A 24,464-nucleotide genomic window follows, 5' to 3' on the forward strand; every position below is an offset into this window, starting at 1 on the left:
TTTTCACTCCTGTTAATCAAGATGTAGTGTTAAATTGTGCAGTCGGCCGGGAAAATATTCGGTATAAAAACAACTGCAAAAAACATCCTAATGTTAGGAGGGATGCTAAATGAACAAAAACGACAGCAAAGACATGCACAAAAATGCGCCAAAAGGAAATAACCCTGGTCAGCCTGAACCTTTAAGCGGCTCCAAGAAAGTAAAAAACCGCAACCATACAAGACAAAAACATAATTCAGGGCACGATATGTAATGGTCCTGCAGAAGAAGGCCTGTCCCTACTCGGGAGACAGGCCTTTTGCAATCCTGCCCAGGCAGGCAGCAATGATATCTGCTTCTTCTTCCGAAACGGTCCGAAGATCGAATATCGTTTCTTCCTGGCGTATTCTTGCAATGACCGGCGTTCCCTCATGCTCCCTTAGCCTGACAGCCAGATCATCAGCTGAAATGCCGGGCATTCTGATTGCTGCGGCATAGGTCGGCAGCTCCACATCCGGCATTGTGCCCCCGCCGACCATGCTGGTGCTTTCCATCACCTTCACTTCAGAGCCGGGACACAGCAGACGAACAGCTTCGGCAAATGCTTCTGCCCTCTTCTTAAGGTCCTCCTTGCCGGCTAGCATATCGCGGATGACAGGAATCTCCATTAATGCTTTCTCATTTTTTACATATGCAGAAAGCGTCGCTTCCAAAGCCGCCAAGGTCATCTTATCCACTCTTAGCACTCTTGCCAGCTGATGCTTCTTCAGCTTATCGATTAAATCTTTCCGTCCTGCGATGATTCCTGCCTGGGGCCCTCCGAGCAGCTTATCACCGCTGAAACTCACAATGCTCGCACCGGCTTTCAGCACCTCGCTTACCACAGGTTCTTCCCCTATCCCGTGCTTGCTGTAATCATACAGAACCCCGCTGCCAAGATCTTCGTAATAAATCAGCCCGCTTTTTGAAGCTTCTTCTGCCAGTTCACTGGCAGAGACACTTTTAGTAAAGCCCATGATCTTGAAGTTGCTCGTATGCACCTTCATCAGCATCGCGGTTGCCTCAGTCACTGCTTCCTGATAATCCCGGAGGTGGGTTTTATTCGTTGTTCCCACTTCTACCAGCCTGGCCCCTGATTCCTCCATGATGGATGAAATCCGAAAAGAACCGCCAATTTCAACAAGCTCCCCCCGTGAAACAATGACCTCGCTGTCAGAAGCCAATGCCCTCAGAACGAGGAATACGGCAGCCGCATTATTATTGACGATCATCGCCGCTTCTGCACCCGTAATATCCTTTATCAAACCTTCCACGAGGTCATGGCGGGACCCCCTGCTGCCTTTTTCCAAATTGTATTCTAGATTGGAATAATTCCTGGCAATGCTGGCCATATGTTCAACAGCAGTCTCTGAAAGCCTTGCCCTTCCCAGATTGGTGTGAAGAATGGTGCCTGTTGCATTGATCACTTTTTGTAAGGCAAAGCTGTATTTTTGCTCAGCGGCAGCTTCTATATCATTAAATAAACCGGCCAGGAATTCCCTGCTTCCCGGTTCAGGGCCGCTGTACCTCCCTGAGAGAATCGCCTGTCTTACTGAGTCAAGCGCCATCTTGATCAGCTCGGCAAAACGTGCGGGCTCAAGCCCCAGCCTTTCCTGCAGGCTGAGCGCCCTTTCATCCCTCTGCAGCTCATGTACAGGTGGGATCTGTCTGAGAATATTGTTCACTTTTGTAATCCTCCAGCATATTAATTAGAAGTATTATACCATTTTCACCCTGTGCGGTTCTAATGAATATACTGGTCGCAACAAGGGGGCATTATTATGGGAAGAAACAGCGAAGACAATCCATTCAAGGAAATGGAAAAATGGCTGGAGCATTTCTTTCTTGATCCGCTGACATCTTATCTTGATCAGTCGGCTTTCCGGATCGACATTTTTGAGACAGATGCGGAATATATTGTGGAAGCTCTGCTGACAGATTACACAGCGGCGATGCTTTCTGTTATATTAAACGGCCATGAGCTGATCATCAGGGCTGAGAAAGATAAGGAAACAGTCAGCCGGGAGGTCGATTTTCCATTTCTTTTAACAGACAAACAGGTCACCTCCCGTTTTTCATGCGGCATACTGGAAATTTTCATTTCAAAGACCAGTAAAGGATCCGGCAAAAATCGCAGGGTGCCTATACAATAACCGTCATTTGGAAGTTAACATTAACGTAAGCCCCGCTTCAAAAGAAGGCGGGGCTGTTTCTATCGTCATTTCATTTTATCAATGATTTCCTGGCTTTTTGGAAAGACGCCTGTCTCAAGCTTTGAATAGATTTTGCTTCCATTCACCGTCACTTCAAAGGCGCCGCCTGAACTGGGAACCAGCTCCATTTTACCTATTTCAGACCGGAAATGATTAAAAAGGTCCTCCGCGAAACTCGCGGCTTTTGGTGCGTAGTTTCACATCATGCAGAATTCAACCTTCACTTCATAATTTGCCATCAATTTTCCTCCTCTCCCGCCAAGTTTGTTTTTATTGTAGTACAAGCACACCAGAGCCTGCAACCGTGCTGTCTTCTCTTACTTTCAAGTTTATAAATTGGAATTGACTCATTTTATAAACAGTGTACTCCTTTTCGAAACCCGCTGCTGCCAGATTCAATTCATCACGATTAATAATGGCCAAATAGACAGCAGGCAGTATGAGATCTAATATTAGACAGCATGTTAAAATAACTATAAGGGCCAGCCCAATACAGTATAAATTTAAGTTTTTTTACTCTAATATAGAAGGTGAAATCGACATGAATATTGAACGCTATCTGGCCAGGATACAGGCAGATAAAAAGGAGCCTGGACTTGAAGCGCTGGCACAGCTGCAAAAAAGTCATATGAAAAGCATACCTTTTGAAAATCTGGATGTCATCAGGAAGGTCCCGATCAGATTGGACACTGATCAATTTTATAAAAAAGTGGTGGAAAACGGCCGGGGCGGTTTTTGCTATGAGCTGAACGGCCTTTTCCAAACCTTTCTCTCAGCGATGGGCTACAGCTCTGCCCTCATCTCGTGTACAGTCAAAACACCGGGCGGATGGGCCAAGGAAAACAGCCATGCTGCCATACTGGTCTATCTTGACCAGCCCTATTTGACGGACGTAGGCTTCGGAGACTCAGCAAGACAGCCCATCCCGCTTGATGGCACTATAAAAGAGGATGAGAGCGGAAAATATAAAGTCAGGGATCTGGGAGACGGCTGCTACGATTTGATGCACTATGCAAGCGGGGAATGGCAGATTAAGTACCGGTTTTCTGAGGAAAAAAGAAGCCTTGGTTTCTTCGAGGATTCCTGCACCTTTAACCAGACATCAGCAGAATCGCCATTCACCAAAGATGATATCATCACAATCGCTAATGAGAACGGGAGAATCACGCTTTCAGGGCATTCCCTGATAAAAACAGAGAACGGGGAAAAAATTAAAACTGAATTAGACAAGAGTTCAAAAATAGAGGCGCTAAAAAAGTTCTTTGGAATAACTGCGGAATAATCGCTTTATATAAAAAAGCTGGCAGAGAGTGTCTCCTGCCAGCTTTTTTAAAATCAAACTGTTGTTACTTTCAGCTTTTCAAGCATATCTGCCGTCATTTTAGCAAGATTGTATTCAGCCTTAAAACCCCATTCTTCTTTTGCTGCTGTGCAATCGATAGAATTGGGCCAGCTGTCTGCAATCGCCTGGCGGACAGGATCCACTTCATAGCTGAGCTCAAATGAAGGAATATGCTGACGGATAGCTTCAGCAATCTCTTCAGGCTCAAAGCTCATTGCCGCAACATTGAATGAGTTGCGGTGTTTGAGCCGTCCTGCATCAGCTTCCATTAAATTGATGATCGCATCAAGGGCATCCGGCATATACATCATATCCATATAAGTCCCTTTGTCGATATAGGAAGTGTACTTGCCTTCTTCAATCGCTTTATAATAGATTTCTACAGCATAGTCGGTAGTTCCGCCGCCTGGAGGAGTCACATATGAAATCAGGCCGGGGAAGCGCAAGCCTCTCGTATCCAGGCCGAATTTGTGAAAATAATAATCGCAAAGGAGCTCGCCGGCAACTTTATTGACCCCGTACATAGTCGTTGGACGCTGAATGGTATCCTGCGGAGTGGAATCCTTAGGCGTAGTTGGACCGAAAGCGCCGATTGAGCTAGGCGTAAAGAACTGGCTGTTCAGTTCCCGTGCAGCTTCCAGTGCATTCATGAGGCCGCCCATATTAAGGTTCCAAGCAAAAACCGGATTTGCCTCAGCCGTCGCAGACAGCAAGGCTGCCATATGGATGACTGTATCCGCATTATGCTTCTTTGCGGTATCAAACATAGATTTAGCATCTGTAACATCCACGATTTCAAAAGGGCCGGACTGGGCAGCCTCAGAATCATTCCTCCGGATATCTGTTGCAATGACATTATCGGTACCATATATGTTTCTAAGCTTGACAGTCAGCTCTGAACCGATCTGGCCAAGAGCACCTGTAATAAAGATCTTTTTCATCGTTTTCCTCCACCTGAATCCGTCGTTTCATATCTATATTTTGAATCTTAGATAATACCCATTTCCTTGCCGACCTTCTTATAGATCGAAAGTGCCTGATCCAGCATTTCCTTTGTATGCGCGGCTGTCGGCATGTTGCGGACACGCCCAGTGCCCCGCGGAACAGTCGGGAACACGATTGATTTAGCATAGACGCCTTCATCATTCAATTTTTTGCTGAATTCCTGGGTAGCCACTTCATCCCCGATGATGCAAGGAGTGATAGGCGTTTCACTGTCTCCAATATTGAAGCCGAGCTCCTTCAGCCCTTTTTTCAGATAATCGGCATTTTCCCAAAGCTTCTCATTCAGCTCAGTGCTTTCCATTAGGATGCTGATGGATTCGATGCACGCAGCTACATCAGCAGGTGTAAGTGAAGTCGAAAATAGGAACGGGCGGCTTCTCACTTTCAGCCAGTCAATCAGCTGTTTCTTGCCGGCCACATATCCGCCGACAACACCGATGGCCTTGGAGAGCGTACCGATTTGGAAGTCCACTTTATCGGATAAGCCAAAATGCTTAACTGTACCTGCACCTTTGCCGAGCACACCAGATCCGTGTGCATCATCCACATAAGTGATAAGGTCGAACTCTTCGGCGATTTCCACGATTTCAGGGAGCTTCGCAATATCTCCATCCATGGAGAAGACTCCGTCTGTGATCACCATGACTTTATTATATAGTCCTGACTCTGTCGCTTCCTTTGCTTTTGCACGCAAATCTTCCATATCAGAGTGGTTGAAGCGGATGATCTTTGCACGGGACAGCCTGCAGCCGTCAATGATGGAAGCATGGTTCAGTTCATCGGAAAGAATAGCATCATTTTTGTCCATGACTGCAGAGATGGCAGCCATATTACAGTTAAAGCCTGATTGGTAAGCGATGGCTGCTTCTGTATGCTTGAATTCTGCCAGTTTTTCTTCCAATTTGATATGAATGTCCATTGTGCCATTGATCGTTCTGACAGCACCTGCTCCTACACCGTATGTATCAATTGCTTTTTTGGCAGCATTTTTAAGCCTGTCGCTTGTAGCAAGGCCCAAATAATTGTTGGATGATAAGTTGATCAATTCTCTGCCATTAATTTTAATGATAGGACCGTTGGGGCTTTCCAGCGGGTCAATTACATTGTAAAGACCCCTGCTTTTAAGATCCTCGAGATTTTCATTTAAAAAGCTATCCAAAGTTTTGCTGGACATATAGATCCCTCTCTTTATATAGAATAGAATGTCATCTGCAAACAAACAACTGTACTCCTTAGATGGACATTTCGATGTCCGTAAAAGACTTATGTATCAAGGAGTTCCTTACTAGTTACTTTAACATATTTGATGAATTTGTACACTTGAAAAGGACAAAACAGCAGGTACTTTATTTTCCCCAGCAGGAGTGAATTTTAGTTATAAATTAAAAGAAGGAAGCCTTTAAGCTTCCTGAAAATTGTAGAATTATTTTTAATGAGTATGTCGGGGGTTTAGCTTATCAACTTTGCTGCTGATTTACGTTCCAGGCACTTCGCTTTCCACGGGGCGGCGCTGAGCCTCCTCTTTGTTCATGCGGGGTCTCAGCTTTGCTGCTATTTCCCGCAGGTCTTCGAACCTTCCACTGCAATCAACAGGGGTTACAAAAGTTTTTTCTTATGTAAAAACAAAGCAGTTATAAAGTTATAATGAAGGAACGCCCATTTAAATAAAAAGTTCTTACTCGGACATAGGATGTTTTTTTGTATTATATTTGTTTTCCGACTGTTAGTTGAAGGATCTCTTGAAATTATCTTATAAATAAAAAAACTCGCCTGAAAATCAGGCAAGTTTCTTTTTAGTATTGTGGTACTGGAGGATCAAATCCTAAAACTTTTTCACCGTCAACTGTCAGCCATACATAATAATGGTCGATTTCAGTCTTAAGGAGTTTTTCAAGCTTTTTGATAATTTTCTCTTGTGCTTCAAAAGTTATCTGAGCTGTTTCTTCTCCAAGCTCGATACCTTCTAATCCAAGCAAATCAGCAATAGCTCTTGCTTCATCATAAGATACCTCTACATACTTGTCGTACTCAGGCAGATAAGCTGCTTCTGCAGGCTTAATGCTGAAAACTGCACCAATTAAGAGTGCCATGACCAAAATACTGATCTTCTTCATTACTAACTTTTCCCCCTTTTTAAATCTTGTCTTTCATTTTAAGGAATATATCTACAATGTACGGATTGTACATAGTTCCTTTGCATCTAAGAATTTCTTCAAATGCCTCTTCTTTTGTTTTTCCTTTGCGGTAAACCCTATCGCTTATAATGGCATCATAGGAATCTACAACTGCTATAATAGAAGCTTCAATGGAAATATCGTCGCCTTTAAGTCCATTCGGATAACCTTTTCCGTCATATCTTTCATGATGCTGCTCCACTATTTTCCCTGCCTGGACCAAGATTGGCAGGCCTGTCTGCTCAAGGATTTCCCGCCCGAACTCGGAATGCTTTTTCATTATTTCCCATTCCTCGTTAGTCAGTTTTCCTGGCTTTCTCAAAATCTCTAGAGGTATTTTCAACTTGCCAACATCATGCAGAAAGGATGCTATATTTAGACTCATCAGCTGTTTTGAGTTAAATCCCAAATATTCTCCAAACAACATGGACAACTTATTAATCCTGCTGCAATGGTCTACGGTGTATCCATCTTTTTCTTCTATTGATACAGCCAGATCCATAAGGTTTTTGGTTATCATGCTGTAATGGTGAAAAACCGGCTGTGATGTAACATATAAGAATTCTGTCGTTTCTTCAGCCTGAAAGTAATAATGCTCCTTGACAGGAGTTTTGTAAAAGGAATCTCCAGCTTTATACGATTTCTTGGGATTGTCTGATTGGAGAATCAGCTCCCCTGAAAGGATATGTATAAATTCCATAGCATTCCAGTCTTCCTGTGGTTCAAGGCCCCATCTCGTATCGGCATGCAGCTTATGATAAATAACTTCTGTACCATCGCCAGATGCGAGGAGGGAGATCTGCAAGCCTTTCATGTGGACTGTTTCAATGAAACGATCTTCATTTATAATGCCCACTGTGTTACCCTCATTTCTATTTCTAAGATTGCTGTCGAAACAAGAAGAAAAGAATGTCAAAATTTCTTCTATTCTCCAACATTATAATACATAAAGTTAAATAGTAATATAGAGAATTAGAAAAATAAACAAGAATTTACATATTTTTTTTGGTAAATAATGAGAAAGTCCTATAAATAGCGCAGCGGCGCTCTCTTAACCATCAATCTTTGCTGCTGAGGGTACCAAAAGACGCCATGGTTTAATGTTTTCATTGCCAAATTCCTCATCACCATCTGAATATTCATACAAAAAAATGATTAGTTTACTCACAATGCTTTAAAGGAAAATGAACAGTACACATGAAACCAGTCAAAACTGGCTCGTATACATATTTGGAGGTTATATAAATGAAGCATCCGTTACATGTTACTTCGGAGATAGGAGAGTTGAAGTCGGTCCTTCTGCACAGGCCCGGCAAGGAGGTAGAAAACCTTACCCCTCAATATTTAAAAAGGCTGTTATTTGATGATATTCCCTATTTGCCGGCGATTCAAAAGGAACATGATTATTTTGCAGGTGTTCTGAGCAATCGGGGCATTGAAGTGATTTATCTTGATAAGCTGATGACAGAGACGCTTTCACAGCCTGACATCCGCGGCCGGTTCACGGAACAGATTCTGATGGAAAGCCAGTCCAATGTGAATGGCTCTTTTGAGGCAGTCTCTGAATATTTGAATTCACTGCCGGCAGATGAACTAGTGAGGAAAGTGATGGCGGGGGTACGGAAGAATGAAATAGATTTAAAGGAAAAAGTGCACCTTCATGAGATCATGGCGGATTCTTACCCATTCTTCCTTGATCCGATGCCAAATTTATATTTTACCAGAGATCCTGCAGCAGTCATTGGCAAAGGCATAACCATTAACAATATGAATGAACCGGCCAGAAGACGGGAATCCATTTTTATGGATTATATCATTAAGCACCATCCCCGCTTCAAAGAACATGATATTCCTGTTTTCTTTAATCGGGATGAACATTATACACTAGAAGGCGGAGATGAGCTGGTGCTGAGCAGGGAAGTTGCTGCCATTGGTGTCAGTGCCAGGACATCTGCCCAGGGAATTGAAAAGCTGGCAAGGGAATTGTTTGCCCGCCAGGAGGATATAAAGAAAGTAGTAGCTGTCGAAATCCCTAAATCACGGGCATTCATGCATCTGGATACTGTGTTTACCATGATTGACCATGATAAGTTCACCTACCATCCAGCAATTGAATCCAGCGACGGGAAAATGAAAATTTATATTCTGGAGCAGGGGAACTCTGGTGAACTGAAAATTACAGAAAAAGACAGCCTTGTGGAAACACTGAAGGAAGTCCTGAATCTTCCTGAGCTTGTCCTCTTGCCTTGCGGAGGCGGAGATGTCATTGCAGCAGCCAGGGAGCAATGGAATGACGGCTCCAATACCCTGGCAATTGCCCCCGGAGTAGTGGTTACCTATGACCGTAATTATGTTTCCAATGATATGATGAGGCAAAATGGCATCGAGGTGCTTGAAATCATGAGCTCTGAACTTTCACGCGGCAGGGGCGGCCCTCGCTGTATGAGCATGCCGATAGTCAGAGGAGAACTGTAAAGGGGCCTTGATGGCCCTTTTCTTTCGCTTTTTATTCAAACAATGTTTCGGTAATAAGCTTAATTCCCTCAACAATTTCTTCGGGAGAAAGTCCTCCAAACCCCAGCATGATCAAGTCATTAGCTTCTCCATCTGCCCAATACGGGTTCGCAGGATACACTTTTACTCCTTTTTTGGCAGCTTTGACAGCCAGTTCTTCACTCTTCCTCCCTTCAAGCTTTATAAGGATATGAAGCCCTGACTTTTGCCCAATCACGACTGCTTTATCTTCCATCATAGAACTTATTGTTTCCAGCAGTATTTTATGCTTTGCCTGATAAAGGACACGCATTTTCCGGATATGCTGGTCAAAGTACCCTTTCTTCATAAAACGTGCTGCAGCTTCTTGGATAATGGGAGAGACTGGCTGGCTGTACAGGCTGAAGTCCCTTTTATAGCCAGCCATAAGGGCCGGCGGCAAAACAACGTAGCTCAGACGGGCAGCAGGAAGAAAGGATTTGGAAAAAGTACCAAGATAAATGACGCGTTCATTAGGATCCAGACTTTTAAGAGGCGGAATCGGCTGTCCCTGATATCTGAACTCGCTGTCATAATCATCCTCTACTATATAACCGCCAGTTTCCGCTGCCCACTTCAGCAGTTTCAGCCGTTTATTGATGGGCAGGACCATACCCAGCGGAAATTGATGGGAAGGTGTAACATAAACCGCCTTCGCCCTTTTTTCTGCAAGCTCTTCAACACTGATTCCATCCTCCTCCACAGTGACTGGCTCTACTATTCCACCCTGATGCATCAGCACTTTTCTCACCCCATCATAGCCTGGATTTTCCATCGCTATTACTTCTCCGCGAAGCTCGAGTATGCTCATAATCACTGAAATGCTGTTTTGGGTTCCTGAAGTGATGATGATTTGTTCTGGAGTGCACTCTATACCCCTGGACCTGTACAAATACCCTGTCAGCTCGCTCCTCAGGGAAAATTGGCCTTGTTTGTCTCCATATTGCAAAAAAGAGAGATCAAAGGCTGCTTCAGACAGGGCGTTTTTCCATCCCCTGGCTGGGAAAGCTTTTGCATCAATATGGCCATATTGGAAATCTATCTTGGGTTTTTCCAGCTCTTCGTTTAAAATAACTGGCAATTGTTCTTTCTCCTGCTTCAATGGAAATTCATCTAATTTGTTTACAATGATCCCGCTCTTCGGCCTGCTTTCGGCATAGCCTTCTGCCATCAGCTGCTGATACGCCTCTTCCACTGTATTTTTGCTTACGTCCAGAAATCGGGAAAACCTGCGGATGGAAGGCAGCTTTTCCCCTGGCTTTATTTTTCCTGACTCGATTTCCGACTTGATATACTGATAAAGCTGAACATATAAAGGCATCTGGCTCTCTCTGTCTAAAAACGGCGTCATACGGCACTCCCATCTGTCCCCATAAGATATTATAAATCTGTCACTTTTAAGGCGGTCACATTTACATTAATCTGAATATATCACAAATTTCTAGGGAGTGGAGTAAATGTTTCCAATGCGCCAATCAATGCTTAAAGTCGAAGATCCGGAGAAAATCAGCACCTTCCTTAAGGGGGCTAGAACAGGATATCTTGGACTAAATGACAATTCTTACCCTTATGTGGTGCCTCTTAATTTTATTTGGCAGGATGATTGTATCTATTTTCATGGAGCTTCTGAGGGAAGGAAAATGGAGCTGCTGCAAAACAATCCGCAGGTCTGCTTTACGGTAAGCGAAGATTTCGGCACACTGACCGACCCCGTCCCCGCAAAAACAGATACAGCTTATATAAGTGTCATGATATTTGGAAAAGCATTTGTGCTATCCGATATAGAGGAAGCAACTATGGTTATGCAGAACATGCTCGACAAGTATGTACCCGGCTACTTTCAGGCACCGCTGCCAAAGGCCCATGTAGATAAATACCGCTCCTCGCTTGGAAGCAGGACGGCCGTCATTAAAATCATTCCTGATGCTATAACAGCGAAAGGAAATATGGCTGAAGAAGAAAGAAAGTACTATCCAGGTAAAACAGCGGCTGCCGACCTTAAGTGAAGAACAGTTTGGCCCAATTTTTAATATAAAAATGACGTGCAGCCTCCTGCACGTCATTTTATCAAGATTGAACAGCTTCTTCTTCTAGCTTCTTCATTCTCTCAGCCACTTCTTCTTCTGTTAGGCCATGTTCGCTGATATAGCGGTTGCGAGGATGCACCCGGCATTCATGGCTGCAGCTCCGCAGATATTTATGCTCATTTTCCTCAGAGGTCAGGATTTGCTTGTTGCATTCTGGGTTTGCGCATCTAACATATCTTTCGCAAGGCTTGCCAGTGTAATAATCACGGCCGACGATGACATGCTCCTCCTGGTTGACAGGAACACTGATCCGGTCATCGAACACATAGCATTGGCCATCCCACAGCTTGCCGCGCACCTCAGGATCTTTGCCGTACGTAACGATGCCCCCATGGAGCTGGCCGACATCCTCAAATCCTTCTTTAAGAAGCCACCCGGAGAACTTTTCGCAGCGGACGCCTCCAGTACAATACGTCAGGATCTTTTTCCCCTCAAACTTATCTTTGTTTTCCTTGATCCATTCAGGAAGCTCACGGAAATTTTGGATATCCGGCTTAATTGCCCCCTTGAAATGTCCGAGGTCGTATTCATAGTCATTTCTCGCATCGAGGACGACTGTATCCGGGTCCTGCATCTTTTCAAAAAATTCTTTCGGTTCTAAATGTGTCCCTGTCAGCTTTAATGGATCAACATCATCTTCAAGACTCAGGTTCACGAGTTCTTTTCTTACTCTGACACGCATTTTTCTGAATGCATGCTCCTCGGACTCGTCAATTTTGAAGACAGTATCTTTAAATAATGGATGATTGTCCATCATGTCGATATAGGCCTGTGTCTGCTCCACTGTGCCTGACACGGTGCCGTTGATGCCCTCTTCTGAAATCAGCACACGCCCCTTAAGGCCGATGCCGTTGCAGAAATTCAAATGCTCTTCCCTTTGTGCAGCAGGATCTTCTATATGAACGTATTTGTAATAAAGCAAGATTCTATATGATTGTGTATCCATGATTTTTTCTTTCCTTTCCAGACCGTATACAAGATTCAATTCCGGCAGGCAGCCCCGTACCGGATTTTTTCACCTATTTCATTATAACAGCCAAATAAAGGGTGTCAAAAACATTGTTTCCCGTAACCGGTGATAAATGGGGTGCTACTAATGGTGATTGGAATCATTTTCGCTATTGTTTTTTAGTATGATGAAATAATGGATCAGACATGCAAAGCGAGGAATATAAACGATGAGTTTGTTAACTGTAGACACTTAAGCCATACTTTTGCTGATAGAACTTTACTCAAAGATGTGTCCTTCCGTCATCTCCAGGGTGCAAAAAGCCGACAAAAGCAGCTGGACCGGATGGAGCGGATTGAAAAATGAACAAACCTCCCGCCCGCTGAATCAATTGAGCGGAGGCGAGCAGGCGAAGGTCCGCCTTTGCAAGCTCCTGATGAATGACAGCAATTGGCTCTTATTCGATGAGCCGACAAACCACCTGGATATTTTTGCAAAAGAAGAGCTTAAGCGTGCACTGAAAGCTTATAAAGGTACCGTTGTGCTTGTATGCCATGAGCCAGACTTTTATGAAGACTGGGTAACTAAGACCTGGGAGGTTGAAGAATGGTCCCAAAAGATGAACCAGGCATAAAGATCAACGTCCCTTGCTTTTAAAGTAAGCAGTTCTGATCTTGTGGGGATAACTTAAAATTACAGCTAGATTTGTTTTCAATAAAAAGCTTGGGCTATCCCAAGCTTTTACTTTTTTAAATATGTTGTTATCATTCAATAAGATCAATAATCTCAGAATAGTAGAACAACTACCCTTCATTAACCAGTGCATTTATTAAACACTGAAACAAGATTCACAGGAAAGTGAGTTTAATAAAGGGAAAACTTACCCTTATTTTAAAAATAGTACGGAAAACAGCTTACAAGAGGGAGATATTCCTCTTATTAGCCTGAAAGACGTGAAAATAGGCAGTTTTGCGATGGATAGCGGGAAAAACTCCTTTTATTTTCACAAAAACTGCTCCTGCTCTGCAAATAACAGTAAAATCTCCCCGTATTTTTCTTTCACTTTTCATCTTCCCATCTCATTGATAAAACAACATAATCAATTATTTGTTCCCAAGTTATATAAGGTATGCTGACTCATTTGCCAGTTTCAGTGCTGCTCCACGAAAACTCTGCTGCTTACTTTCAACGCATGATGCTTTTCAGGTTTATGCAGGAATATCTCGTTCTGCCAAAATACACATGAAGCTCTATTTTAAGATTTCGCCGATTGGGACAGTTCACTCCTCAATACAAATTTCTGCAGCTTTCCGCTGGCGTTCCGCGGCAGGCTTTCACAGAAAATATATTTTCTCGGCCGCTTATAATTGGCAAGCCTGCTGCTTTCCTTGCACCAGCTGTCCAATTCTTCCTCTGATACAGAAGGTTCTTTTTTAACAACGAATGCCGTCACAGTCTCTCCCCATCTGTCATCAGGCTGGCCGATGACTGCTGCGTCCAGGACTCCGCTATGTTCAAACAGGACGTCCTCAATTTCCCTCGGGTAGATATTCTCACCGCCGCTGATGATCATATCATCCACCCTGTCCCTTACCCAAAGATAGCCATCTTCATCCAGAGCCCCGATGTCACCGGAATGGTACCATCCTTTATATAATGCTTTTTCTGTCGTTTCTTCCATATTGTAATATCCCTTCATCATGCTGGGACCTTTGACAATGATCTCCCCTGCTTCCCCTGCAGGAAGGATATCTTCAGGATCTGATGGCCCGTTTTCGTTCGGCCTGACGATTCTGATTTCATGATTCAGGCATGCCTGCCCGGCTGATCCCGCTTTAGAAAGCTGATCATGCTCAGATAGGAATGTGATGGCCGGTCCCATCTCTGTCATCCCGTAAGCCTGGACCAATAAGATCCCAAGCTTCTCCCTGCACAGCTTAACAAGTGCGGGTGCCATCGGTGCCGCTCCGTACAAGCCAAGCTTCAGGCTGTCAAGGCAGTAAGCCATAAGATCTTCCTGCAGAATCATATTCCACATAGTCGGAGCAGCGAAAAACTTAGTGATACCCTCCTCCTCTATCAGCTGCAGCACCATTTTAGGATTGAACTGATGGAGAATGACATTTCCAGCCCCGACATGGATCCGGGGAAGAAAGGCGCAATGCAGCTCTGCACAATGAAACATCGGTGCAGTGACCAGCCCTTTGTCAGATGGTTCAAGCTTTGTCGCTGCGATCACGGTCAAGCTCTGTTCAGCCATATGCCTGTGTGTATGAATGACTCCTTTAGGCCGGCCGGTCGTTCCGCTTGTATACATGATCGCATAATCATCATCTTCGCTGACATCAGCAAAAACCGGGCTGTCCGAGGCTTCCGAGACTTTTTCATCAAATGAGGCCGCAAAGGAAGGCGGTTCCTCATCAATATACCAGAAAGCTGTTGCAGGAAATTGTCCTTCAAGAGCGGAAACCACGGGTTCAAGAGCCTTCTCGAAAACTAAAACCTTCGGGCTGGCATCCCTAAGGATATATGCTGCTTCTTCAGCCTGAAGGCGAAAATTGATTGGATTGAAAACAGCCCCGATTTTAGCACAGGCAAAAAAGACAGCCGCCAGTTCTTCTGTGTTATATAAAAATACAGAAACCCTGTCCCCCTTGCTGACACCTTCAGCAGCGAGCGCATGTGCGACCCGGTTGATGCGCAGATTCCATTCACTATAAGTGTATCGCCTGTTCTTCCTGACATCGTATACGACCTCTTTTGCCGGAAATTTCATTACAGCAAGATCTAAAATCCTTCCTATCGTCACTGTCATGGCGTACCTCCTGAACTTATTTTTCAGAACCTTCCCAGTCTGTCACAATCGTTCTATGATGGTCGCATTTGCCATTCCATAGCCTTCGCACATTGTCTGCAGCCCGTACCTTCCTCCTGTCCTTTCCAGTTCATAAATCAGTCCTGTCATGATCCTGGCGCCGCTAGCCCCGAGCGGATGACCGAGTGCAATGGCCCCGCCGTTTGGATTCAGCTTAGCCGGATCGGCTCCCGTCTCCTTCAGCCACGCCAGAGGCACTGAAGCAAAGGCTTCATTCACTTCGAATATATCAATATCCTGGATCGAGAGCCCTGCTTTTTGCAGCGCCTTTTCTGTTGCCGGGATCGGACCTGTCAGCATAAGGGTCGGGTCTGATCCTACAACCGTTCTTGTCAGGATTCGGAACCTCGGACGAAGGCCCAGGCTTTCTGCCTTATCCCTTGACATGATTAAAAGGGCGGCTGCCCCGTCGCTTATTTGGCTGGAATTGCCTGCATGGATCCTGCCATTCTCCATGAATGCCGGCTTCAAGGTTCCCAGCAGCTCAAGCGATGTGTCCTTCCGCGGGCCTGAATCCTCTGATGCAACAAGCATCTTCCCATCATCCTGCAGCGCCTCGATTGGGGCAAGCTCTCTTTCGAATTTGCCCTCCGCCTGTGCTTTAAGCGCCTTCCCGTGGCTTTCAAGAGAAAATTCATCAAGCTGCTGCCGGGAGAATCCGTATTTTTCAGCGATTCTCTCTGCTGAAAGGCCCTGGTGGATCATCTCATGTTTCCTTTGAAGATTTTCACTTAATTTGGCTCCCTGGAAACTCGAGCCAATCGGGACACGGGACATGCTCTCCACTCCGCCTGCTATGACGATATCCATATCTCCCGCTAATATGGCCTGTGCTGCAAAATGGACTGCCTGCTGGCTGGAGCCGCATTGCCTGTCAATGGCAACGCCTGGCACCTCAACTGGGAATCCTGCAATCAAAGCGGCAATCCTCGCTATGTCGCCTGACTGTTCACCGGTTTGGCTGACACAGCCCATAATGACATCATCAACTAAAGAAGAGTTGAGGCCCGCCCTTTCAGTCAGCTCATTCAATATGAAAGCAGCCAGCTCATCTGGTCTGATATTCTTCAGGATGCCATTCTTCTTTCCTATCGGCGTCCGTACTGCTTCAACGATAACCGCTTCCCTCATCCGCCTATCTCCTTTCTATCAGCATATTCCTAAAGGCCAAGCCCTTTGGCTATGATGGATTTCATGATTTCATTGGTACCGGCATAAATGCTCGCAACCGGAATATCTCTATATCTTCTCGCAATCTCATATTCTTCCATATATCCATAGCCGCCATGAAGCTGCAGGCATTCAGCGGCAATCCTTCTGGCATTATCTGTGAGCTTCCATTTAGCCATAGACACTTTTTGCGTGATATCCTTGCCTTCCATATGCTCCTTATTCAAGGTGTCGAGGAAGCTTCTTCCCATTTCGATATCAGTGGCCATTTCTGCCATTTTAAATTGGGTGTTCTGGAAATTTCCGACCGGTCTGCCGAAGGCCTCCCTGCTTTTCACATAAGATAATGTAAGCTCCAGCATGACTTCAGAAGCAGCTTGTGCAGCAATGGCAACAACAAGCCTTTCCTGCTGCAGCTTTTTCATCATATATTGAAACCCTTGCCCTTCTTCTCCTATCAAATTTTCTTTAGGGACGAGGCAGTCTTCAAAAATCAGCTCAGCAGTATCCTGGCAGTGAAGGCCGATTTTATCCAGCTTTCTTCCCCTTGAAAAACCTTTGCATCCCCTGTCTACCGCAAGCAGGCTGATTCCCTTATATTTGGGGACCGCTTGAGGATCTGTTTTGCAGGCAACAATGACCAAATCGGCGTGCATTCCATTTGTGATGAAGGTTTTTTGCCCGTTGAGGCGATAATGTTCACCTTCATCAACCGCAATTGTGCTAATGCCTGCAAGATCAGAACCTGCACCAGGCTCTGTCATCGCTATCGCTGTAATGATATCACCGGAAGCACATTTAGGGAGCCACCCTTTCTTCTGTTTTTCAGATCCAAATTCAGAAATATAGGGCACGGCTATATCATTATGCAGCCCTATGCCAACCAGTCCTGAACCCACTCTTTCCAATTCTTCATTTATAATGACGGAAAAACCCCAATCGGCTCCGCTGCCCCCATATACTTCATCTAAATCAGGACAGAGAAAGCCCTGCTCTCCCATCTTCCTCCATAAATCCCTTGGTATAAGCCGCTCTTGCTCCCATTGACTGTAGAAAGGATAGGCTTCCTTTTCCAGAAATTTCTTTAATGCCTTATGAAAAATCTGATGTTCCGCTTTAAGAAATCCTGTCGTCTTTTCCATGCTCCTCCCCCTCTTTAGAAAACGCTTACAAAAATGATTATTATCTCATTTCGGCTGCATGCGGATGGCTCCGTCAAGCCTGATGGTCTCCCCGTTAAGCATCGGGTTTTCTATTATACTTTGTGCCAGCATGGCAAATTCCTCAGGAAAGCCAAGACGGCGGGGAAATGGGACCGTTTTGCCAAGTGCAGCTTTTGATTCCTCTGGCAAAGAATCAAACATTGGGGTATGAAACAGCCCGGGAGCAATCGCCATTACCCTGATGCCGTATTCAGCCAGTTCCCTGGCAATCGGAAGAGTCATGCTTGCCACGCCTCCTTTGGAAGCACTGTAGGCTGCCTGCCCGATCTGACCTTCAAAGGCAGCAACAGATGAGGTGCTGATGATGACGCCTCTTTCCCCTCCTTCATTTGGTTCATTATTCTTCATCTTTTCTGCCGCCAGCCGGATCATGTTGAAGGTGCCAATCAAATTGACTGATATCACTTTTGAGAATAATTCGAGATCATGTACCCCCTTCCTGCTTATTACCTTTTGACCTGCTGCAATGCCTGCGCAGTTGATGCATACGTTTATGCTTCCAAAGCTCTCAATGGCTGAGTTGAAAGCTTCGGATGCCTGATGGGCATCTGTTACATCTGCTTTGGCAAACAGGCAGCTGCTGCCAAGCTCTTTTTGCATATTTGTTCCCTTTTCCTCGTCCATGTCAACGATGCATACCCGGCCGCCCCTATCCAGTATTCTTCTTGCAGCCGCCTCTCCAAGACCCGATGCTCCGCCAGTCACAATGGCAACAATATTTCCCATCTGCATACGGCTCCCCCCCTTTTTTTAAAAGAATATTCTGAATATACAATTCTAGCTCCCTGCTGAATTCTCCTTTTTCTTCCTATAGAATATTGCTATTTGCTTTGTTTAAAGTTACCATTGGCGTTCACAAAACTTTTGAAACATTCATTGAGAAGTTCGTGTATAATGAAATGGCTTACAATAGCACGACAAACTTTCTGAAAAGGATATGTTAAATGACAAATAAACGAATTGCCTGGATTACAGACAGTACAGCATTTATCACCAAGGAGCTTGAGCAGCATCAGGATGTCTATGTAATGCCGTTGACCATTGCATTTTCATCGGGCACCTATGAGGATGGCATCGACCTATCCTCTGATGATTTATATATGAAACTAAAAGCTGAAAAAGAAGTTCCGAAAACCTCACAGCCTTCTGTCGGCAAATTCGCAGAGCTGTTTGAAAAACTAAAGGCTGATTATGACTGCGCGATCGCTGTCCACATCTCTTCCAAATTGAGCGGAACCCTCAATAGCTGCAAGCAGGGCGCAGAGATTGCTGGCTTTCCAGTTGAAACAGTAGACTCAAAGATGATGTCTTATATCATTACCGGCCTGCTGAATAAGGGGATCGAGCTTCAATCCAAAGATATGGACTGGAAAGAAATTGCCCAAACACTGAGGCTTGAAGCCAATCAGTATGAAAATTATATCCTGCTGGGCAATCTTGACCAATTCTACAAGGGCGGAAGAATGTCCGGGACTCAGTATCTCCTGGGAAGCATTCTGAAAGTAAAGCCGATTATCCACGTGGACCGGAATGGAGAATTCCAGCTTTTTGATAAGGTGCGTTCGGAGAAAAAAGCCATACGGCGGATGATGGAGCTTCTTGAAGAATCTGCAGAAAAACACAGGATAAAGCAAGTGCAGATCATGCATGGCAATGTCCTTGGAAAAGCTCAGGAAATTGAAAAAGAGATTTTAACCAGATTTCCTGAAATGGGTACCTTCATCGGGGAAATCAGTTCAACAATCGCTGTGCATGCCGGAGAAGGCACCGTTGCTGTCGTCTGGCATTTTGAATAAACATACTGTACCTTCCGAACAGGAATCTTCTTGTTTTGGGAGGTTTTTTTATTAAAAAAGCGAAACCATTAGTATGAGATGCAGCAAAGGGAGATGAGCGGGATGAGCATTGCAGTAATTTCAGATATACACGGAAATATCACTGCACTCGATCGGGTGCTGGATTATTTAGAGGAGCGGAAGATCGAAAAGATCTTTTGTCTCGGCGACCTTGTCGGGAAAGGGCCGAATTCAAAGAAAGCGATAGAGCGGGTTCAAGAAAACTGTGAAGTGGTTGTGCGCGGAAATTGGGATGACTTTATCCAGAAGCCGGCCGACTTCGCTGATCTGCAGTGGCATCAGGAACAGATTGGCAAGGAAGGCATGGACTATTTAAGCACCCTGCCGTTTCACCATGACTTTAAAATGAGCGGAAAGTATGTCAGGCTTTTTCATGCTTCTGCAAAAAGCATCTACCACCGGGTAGTGCCGATGCGCCATCCGATTGAAGAACGGGAGGCTATGTTCGGGAATAGTGAATTCATTGATGAAGACAAAAGAGGGATGATTCCGGATGTCGTCGGGTATGGAGATATCCACGCGGCCATGCTGGAGCCGATTGATCCCAAAAAGGTCCTGTTCAACACTGGAAGCGTCGGCAATCCGCTTGATGTGCCGGAAGCCTCTTTTGTTATCCTGCACGGTACATATCTTTCAGAAGAGCCGGCCCCTTTTTCAATCGAGATGGTCCGCCTGCCTTATGATATTGAAAAAGAAATCAGCAGGGCCCGAGAAATGGGCATGCCAAACCTTGAACCCTATGCGCTTGAATTGAGGGAGGCTATTTATAGAGGCAGGCAGAAGGCTTAGGCTGGATAAAGAAATGTCTGCCGGAGCTAAGGGAAGTTTAGTGTTGTTGCTATCTATATATAGAACTTCTAGGCAACAGCCGGGAAAACCATCAAGTATGAATGTTGGAATTAACGATGTTATTAAAGAATATGAAAAGAGAAAAAGGATTGCGAAAAATTATAGAAACCCTTAGCTTAAAAGGTATTACTGCACAAAAACTTTAAGAACCCTGTTGCTTGGAGTGGAAGGCACGTAGACTCCTGCGGGATTGCAGCGGCAAAGCTGAGATCCCGCAGGAGCGGCAGCGACGAGGAAGCTCAGCGCCGCCCCGCGGAAAGCGAAGTGCCTGGAACGCAAAGCAACAGCCCCATCCTCAAACAAAACAGACTGTACACATATAGCATACAGTCCGTACATTTTTTAAAAAATCACAACTTCCCTCACTTCTCCAGCCAGGAATACATATAATTTTCATCTTCATATTTCCTTGCCTTCTTCACAACCTTTAAAGGCCTGAAAGTATCTATCATAACAGCCAGCTCCAGTGTTTCTTTTTTGCCGATGCTTGCCTCTGTTTTCCCCGGGTGCGGGCCATGCGGGATTCCTCCGGGATGAAGGGTAATGGAGCCTTCTTTGATCCCTTTTCGGCTCATGAAATTCCCTTCGACATAATATAACAGCTCATCACTGTTCACATTGCTGTGGTAATAGGGTGCCGGTATGCTTTCCGGATGATAATCATATAATCGCGGGACAAATGAGCAGACGACAAAATTATGCCCTTCAAATGTCTGGTGGACAGGCGGCGGCTGGTGGACACGGCCCGTGATCGGTTCAAAATCGGAAATATTGAAGGCCCAGGGGTATAGATATCCGTCCCACCCCTCAACATCAAGAGGATGATGGGCAAGAATATGTTCATGAAGATGACCCCTCGTTTTTGTGACTATCTTATGGGGTCCTCTGTCTGTATGGGTCTCCAGTTTTTCAGGGCCGCGTATATCCCGCTCGCAGAACGGACTGTGCTCAAGCAGCTGCCCGTACTCATTTCTGTACCTTTTTGGAGTTGTAATCTGGCTGAATGATTCAACGATTAGGGCCTTTGTGTCTTTTTCCGGAATGATCCTGAAAATTGTGCCGATCGGAATGACAACATAGTCCCCCGGCCCATAGCTGATCGTCCCGAACATCGTTTCAAACATGCCGTTTCCATAGTGGATATAGTACATCTCATCTCCATCGCTGTTCCGGTAATAATCCTGCATGTTTTCTGAGATATTAGCATAAGCGATCAGCAGATCATCATTTCCAAGCAGATATTCCCTTGCTTGAAGGGCATTTCCTCCGTTCTTGATGTTCTCCGTCAGCAGATGGCGGTGTTTAAGTGCCGCCATTTCCTCATATTCAGGCAGATAGCTGCCTGAAAGGGATACCTCTTCTGTTTCTGTCGGCATAAAATGATGATACAAAATTGACTGAGTCCCCGAAAAGCCCTTAGTTCCCATAACCTGCTCCCTGAAAAGGGACCCGTCTTCTTTTTTGAACATCGTGTGGCGTTTGTGCGGGATCCTCCCCATTTGCCTGTAGTACAAGCCTTCTCCCCCTTTCAGTCTGAAATCGTATTTAACAGCTTCCCAAGACCCGTGATTTCCAGCTCTACCGTATCGCCGGGCTTAAGCCAGCGGTGAACATCTTCCCCGAGCTCAAGGATGCAGCCGGTCCCTACTGTACCTGAACCAATCAGCTCCCCAGGGTAAAGTGTGGTATTCTCTGAAGCTCTCTCTATCATTTCACTGAATGAATAATAGATATCCTTAAGATTTCCGTCTGACAGCAGGACACCGTTCACCTTTGCTGTCATATCCAAATCATAGCCATCTTCCACCCGATAGCTCTCCAGCTCATCTTTTGTCACAATATATGGGCCGATCGAGGTGGCAAAATCCTTTCCTTTTGCCGGTCCAAGACCGACCTTCATTTCTTTTCTTTGAATATCCCTGGCACTCCAGTCATTTAAGATGCAGTAGCCAAAAATAAATCCGTCCGCCTCTTTGGCAGGAATATTTTGGCCTTCTTTGCCGATGATGCAGGCAATTTCCAATTCATAGTCCAGCTTGCTGCAGCCGGCAGGAAATGTAATGGGCTCACCTGTCCCTTTTATTGATAGATGATTGGAAAAATAGAAAACCGGCAGCTCATACCATTCTTTTATCATTTCCAGGCCTCTGTTTTCCCGGGCAGTTTTGACATGCTCCTCAAAAGCATAAAAGTCACGGAAACTTTTTGGGCATGGAAGCGGAGCCTTCAGTATTACTTCCTCCAAACGGTAAGCACCGCTGCCGGATTCTTTCCATTCAGGATGTGACTCAATCTGCTCCACGAAAAACGGATGATTTTCTAAAAACGCCAATAAGGTTTTTGGGAGGATTCCCTTCGAAGCTTCATGCATATCGATAGCAGCATTGCCCTCCAGCCAGCCTGACCGGACCGATCCATCCTGTTTTTGAAAGGTTATGAACTTCATTCCATCACCCCGGATCTGATTTTCTGATAATCTCGAAAACATCTGCAAGCGGGCCGGTATACATATGTCCCGCCAGCCTTCCAACCGGATCCAGCTTTTCAGTGTCGATTTTTCCGTTATGATATAAATCATCATTCACCTGTACATGCTTTACCCTGCCAATCACCAGGCTGCCTGACCCAGGGCCGTCTCCAAAGTGGAGAAGCTGATGGAGGGTGCATTCAAGATGGCCCTTTGACATCTTGATTCTCGGCACTTTCACGTAAACACTTTTTTCCTGCACAAGCCCTGCCTCTTCCAGTTCATTTACTTCTCGGGCATAATCCGCTGCACAGATATTCATTTTTTCAGCCATATCCCTGCTGACAATATTGATGACAAACTCCCCGGTTTCTTCAATATTGAGTAAGGTATCTTTCTTCTTTCCGTCTGTTCCCTTGCGCATGGGTGAAAAGCAAATGAGCAGTGGGTTCGCGCAAATAGCTGTAAAAAAGCTGAACGGTGCCGCATTGACGTTGCCGCTATTGTCCATGGTCGTCACAAAGGCAATGGGACGGGGGAGAATGGAGCCTGACAGGATTTTGTATCCCTCCTGCCAGGATAGGGAAGACACCGGGATTTCCACTTTTATACTCTCCTCCCGCTCACAGCCTGGCCGATAGCTTCCAGAACTGCATCATTATCTTCCTCTGTACCGATTGTCAATCTGACAGCCTCTCCCTGAAAGCTTGCATGAGTAAATTTCCTGACAATGATGCCTGACTCCAGGAGCTTTTCAGCAAGTGCCCCTTGAATAAAAAGAAAATTAGCTTCAGAGGCATAACACATGAATCCAAGCTCTTCAATCCGGCCGCGCATTCTTTCTCTTTCCGTTCTATTCTTTTCTGCACTCATCCGGACAAAATACTGATCCTCCAGCGCTGCTATGGCGGCAGCCTGGGACAGGGCATTCACATTGAATACCTCCCGCACCTTATCCAGCTCTGCTATGATGGATGGATGCATCATTCCATATCCTGCCCGGAGCCCTGCAAGCCCGTATGCTTTTGAAAATGTACGCAAGACTGCAACATTGTCGTGGAAGGTCAGCAGTTTTTCTGCCTCTGTCCTTATTTCATGGTCCATATATTCATAATAGGCTTCATCCAGAACGATAAGTATATGTGCCGGTACAGAAGATATGAATTGCTGGATAGCTTCTTTACTTACTGCAGTACCGGTCGGGTTGTTCGGATTACAGATAAAGATCATCTTTGTTCTGGAGCTAATGCGGCTGCCCATCTCCACTAGATCATGTACAGCATCCTTGAGCGGGACTTCAACAGCCTTTCCGCCTTCAATCACCACATTTGCCTTATATCTCGGAAATGTCAGGTCTGCCATGATCGCTTCATCGCCTGCATTGATATAGGCTCTTGCCAGAAGCCTGATGAGTTCCTCAGAACCGTTTCCTATTGCAATAAATTCAGGAGGAAGATTGAGGAATGTGCCCAATGTCCGTTTGATAGCTGAACATGCCCCATCAGGGTAGCGGAATAGGTTTCCGGCCTGTTTGCTCAAGGCAAGACTGACTAGCTTTGAGCAGCCGTAGGCATTTTCATTGTCTGCAAGGCTTCTGATTCGGGAAAGCTTGTATTTTTCTTTTAATTCTCCTGGAGTCATCCCTAAAGGATAAGGGGTGATTCCCCTGATGCTTTCCTTCGTTAAAATCCGATCCATAGGAGA

General features: G+C 45.2%; 23 protein-coding genes and 1 pseudogene. 8 read left to right on the top strand and 16 right to left on the bottom strand.

Features of this window, described 5'->3' with window-relative positions:
• Nucleotides 1-109: 109 nt before the first annotated feature.
• Nucleotides 110-253, top strand: a complete 144-nt coding sequence (locus FZD51_RS13685) for a small acid-soluble spore protein P (RefSeq protein ID WP_009790913.1) — start codon at nt 110-112, stop codon at nt 251-253.
• Nucleotides 254-278: 25 nt separating this feature from the next.
• Here the strand turns inward: FZD51_RS13685 and selA are convergent, their stop codons facing one another.
• Complete coding sequence (gene selA, locus FZD51_RS13690) at nt 279-1,703, bottom strand: L-seryl-tRNA(Sec) selenium transferase (protein ID WP_148975283.1); 1,425 nt, start codon at nt 1,701-1,703, stop codon at nt 279-281.
• 96 nt (nt 1,704-1,799) lie between these two features.
• On the opposite strand from selA, the gene FZD51_RS13695 reads away from it, so the two are divergent.
• Nucleotides 1,800-2,171: an Hsp20/alpha crystallin family protein gene (locus FZD51_RS13695; protein ID WP_148975284.1), complete on the top strand. Its 372-nt coding sequence runs from the start codon at nt 1,800-1,802 to the stop codon at nt 2,169-2,171.
• Nucleotides 2,172-2,236: 65 nt separating this feature from the next.
• On the opposite strand, the pseudogene FZD51_RS13700 reads toward FZD51_RS13695, so the two are convergent.
• Nucleotides 2,237-2,416, bottom strand: a pseudogene (locus tag FZD51_RS13700) (Rdx family protein); the annotation flags it as partial.
• Nucleotides 2,417-2,772: 356 nt separating this feature from the next.
• On the opposite strand from FZD51_RS13700, the gene FZD51_RS13705 reads away from it, so the two are divergent.
• On the top strand, nt 2,773-3,513 hold the full coding sequence (locus FZD51_RS13705; protein ID WP_148975285.1) for an arylamine N-acetyltransferase family protein: 741 nt from the start codon (nt 2,773-2,775) through the stop codon (nt 3,511-3,513).
• Nucleotides 3,514-3,566: 53 nt separating this feature from the next.
• Here the strand turns inward: FZD51_RS13705 and FZD51_RS13710 are convergent, their stop codons facing one another.
• The 4 genes from FZD51_RS13710 to FZD51_RS13725 all read right to left on the bottom strand — a co-directional run bounded on the left by FZD51_RS13710 (nt 3,567) and on the right by FZD51_RS13725 (nt 7,608).
• Nucleotides 3,567-4,514, bottom strand: coding sequence for an L-threonine 3-dehydrogenase (locus FZD51_RS13710; protein WP_148975286.1), 948 nt, complete (start codon nt 4,512-4,514; stop codon nt 3,567-3,569).
• Nucleotides 4,515-4,561: 47 nt separating this feature from the next.
• Nucleotides 4,562-5,752, bottom strand: coding sequence for a glycine C-acetyltransferase (locus FZD51_RS13715; protein WP_148975287.1), 1,191 nt, complete (start codon nt 5,750-5,752; stop codon nt 4,562-4,564).
• A 619-nt stretch (nt 5,753-6,371) separates the two neighbouring features.
• Complete coding sequence (locus tag FZD51_RS13720; RefSeq protein ID WP_187445752.1) at nt 6,372-6,692, bottom strand: 8-amino-7-oxononanoate synthase; 321 nt, start codon at nt 6,690-6,692, stop codon at nt 6,372-6,374.
• 19 nt (nt 6,693-6,711) lie between these two features.
• Nucleotides 6,712-7,608 (bottom strand): HD domain-containing phosphohydrolase, encoded by an 897-nt coding sequence (locus FZD51_RS13725; protein WP_148975288.1) that lies wholly within the window; start codon nt 7,606-7,608, stop codon nt 6,712-6,714.
• A 389-nt stretch (nt 7,609-7,997) separates the two neighbouring features.
• Here FZD51_RS13725 and arcA point away from each other — a divergent pair, with 389 nt between their 5' ends.
• Nucleotides 7,998-9,227: an arginine deiminase gene (gene arcA / locus FZD51_RS13730; RefSeq protein WP_148975289.1), complete on the top strand. Its 1,230-nt coding sequence runs from the start codon at nt 7,998-8,000 to the stop codon at nt 9,225-9,227.
• Nucleotides 9,228-9,258: 31 nt separating this feature from the next.
• On the opposite strand, the gene pdxR is transcribed toward arcA, so the two are convergent.
• On the bottom strand, nt 9,259-10,635 hold the full coding sequence (gene pdxR, locus FZD51_RS13735) for a MocR-like pyridoxine biosynthesis transcription factor PdxR (protein ID WP_148975290.1): 1,377 nt from the start codon (nt 10,633-10,635) through the stop codon (nt 9,259-9,261).
• 106 nt (nt 10,636-10,741) lie between these two features.
• Here pdxR and FZD51_RS13740 point away from each other — a divergent pair, with 106 nt between their 5' ends.
• Entirely contained in the window at nt 10,742-11,290 is a 549-nt protein-coding gene (locus FZD51_RS13740) for a pyridoxamine 5'-phosphate oxidase family protein (protein WP_187445753.1), read from the top strand.
• A gap of 61 nt (nt 11,291-11,351) precedes the next feature.
• Here FZD51_RS13740 and trhO read toward each other — a convergent pair whose 3' ends face one another.
• Complete coding sequence (gene trhO, locus FZD51_RS13745; RefSeq protein WP_148975291.1) at nt 11,352-12,317, bottom strand: oxygen-dependent tRNA uridine(34) hydroxylase TrhO; 966 nt, start codon at nt 12,315-12,317, stop codon at nt 11,352-11,354.
• A 292-nt stretch (nt 12,318-12,609) separates the two neighbouring features.
• On the opposite strand from trhO, the gene FZD51_RS13750 reads away from it, so the two are divergent.
• Nucleotides 12,610-12,954, top strand: coding sequence for an ATP-binding cassette domain-containing protein (locus FZD51_RS13750; protein ID WP_262380919.1), 345 nt, complete (start codon nt 12,610-12,612; stop codon nt 12,952-12,954).
• Between the two features lie 621 nt (nt 12,955-13,575).
• On the opposite strand, the gene FZD51_RS13755 is transcribed toward FZD51_RS13750, so the two are convergent.
• From FZD51_RS13755 to FZD51_RS13770, 4 genes are read right to left on the bottom strand one after another with little or no spacing between them, the layout of a single operon-like run.
• Nucleotides 13,576-15,135, bottom strand: a complete 1,560-nt coding sequence (locus FZD51_RS13755; RefSeq protein ID WP_148975292.1) for a fatty acid--CoA ligase — start codon at nt 15,133-15,135, stop codon at nt 13,576-13,578.
• Between the two features lie 42 nt (nt 15,136-15,177).
• Nucleotides 15,178-16,326, bottom strand: a complete 1,149-nt coding sequence (locus tag FZD51_RS13760; protein WP_148975293.1) for a thiolase family protein — start codon at nt 16,324-16,326, stop codon at nt 15,178-15,180.
• Nucleotides 16,327-16,355: 29 nt separating this feature from the next.
• Nucleotides 16,356-17,507, bottom strand: a complete 1,152-nt coding sequence (locus tag FZD51_RS13765) for an acyl-CoA dehydrogenase family protein (RefSeq protein WP_148975294.1) — start codon at nt 17,505-17,507, stop codon at nt 16,356-16,358.
• Nucleotides 17,508-17,552: 45 nt separating this feature from the next.
• Complete coding sequence (locus FZD51_RS13770; RefSeq protein WP_148975295.1) at nt 17,553-18,320, bottom strand: 3-hydroxyacyl-CoA dehydrogenase; 768 nt, start codon at nt 18,318-18,320, stop codon at nt 17,553-17,555.
• 212 nt (nt 18,321-18,532) lie between these two features.
• Between FZD51_RS13770 and FZD51_RS13775 the strand changes: the two genes are divergently transcribed.
• Both FZD51_RS13775 and FZD51_RS13780 read left to right on the top strand, forming a co-directional pair.
• Nucleotides 18,533-19,384 carry a DegV family protein gene (locus tag FZD51_RS13775; RefSeq protein WP_148975296.1) on the top strand — a complete coding sequence of 284 codons (852 nt, stop codon included), beginning with the start codon at nt 18,533-18,535 and terminating at the stop codon, nt 19,382-19,384.
• Between the two features lie 102 nt (nt 19,385-19,486).
• On the top strand, nt 19,487-20,233 hold the full coding sequence (locus FZD51_RS13780) for a metallophosphoesterase family protein (RefSeq protein WP_148975297.1): 747 nt from the start codon (nt 19,487-19,489) through the stop codon (nt 20,231-20,233).
• A gap of 422 nt (nt 20,234-20,655) precedes the next feature.
• Here FZD51_RS13780 and FZD51_RS13785 read toward each other — a convergent pair whose 3' ends face one another.
• From FZD51_RS13785 to hisC, 4 genes are read right to left on the bottom strand one after another with little or no spacing between them, the layout of a single operon-like run.
• Nucleotides 20,656-21,792, bottom strand: a complete 1,137-nt coding sequence (locus FZD51_RS13785; RefSeq protein ID WP_187445768.1) for a homogentisate 1,2-dioxygenase — start codon at nt 21,790-21,792, stop codon at nt 20,656-20,658.
• A 29-nt stretch (nt 21,793-21,821) separates the two neighbouring features.
• Nucleotides 21,822-22,739: a fumarylacetoacetate hydrolase family protein gene (locus FZD51_RS13790; protein ID WP_148975299.1), complete on the bottom strand. Its 918-nt coding sequence runs from the start codon at nt 22,737-22,739 to the stop codon at nt 21,822-21,824.
• A gap of 4 nt (nt 22,740-22,743) precedes the next feature.
• Complete coding sequence (locus tag FZD51_RS13795) at nt 22,744-23,364, bottom strand: flavin reductase family protein (protein WP_148975300.1); 621 nt, start codon at nt 23,362-23,364, stop codon at nt 22,744-22,746.
• 2 nt (nt 23,365-23,366) lie between these two features.
• Nucleotides 23,367-24,458, bottom strand: a complete 1,092-nt coding sequence (hisC, locus tag FZD51_RS13800) for a histidinol-phosphate transaminase (RefSeq protein ID WP_148975301.1) — start codon at nt 24,456-24,458, stop codon at nt 23,367-23,369.
• Nucleotides 24,459-24,464: the final 6 nt, after the last annotated feature.

It is taken from the genome of Bacillus infantis, assembly GCF_008180445.1.
Taxonomy (GTDB): domain Bacteria; phylum Bacillota; class Bacilli; order Bacillales; family Cytobacillaceae; genus Bacillus_AB; species Bacillus_AB infantis_B.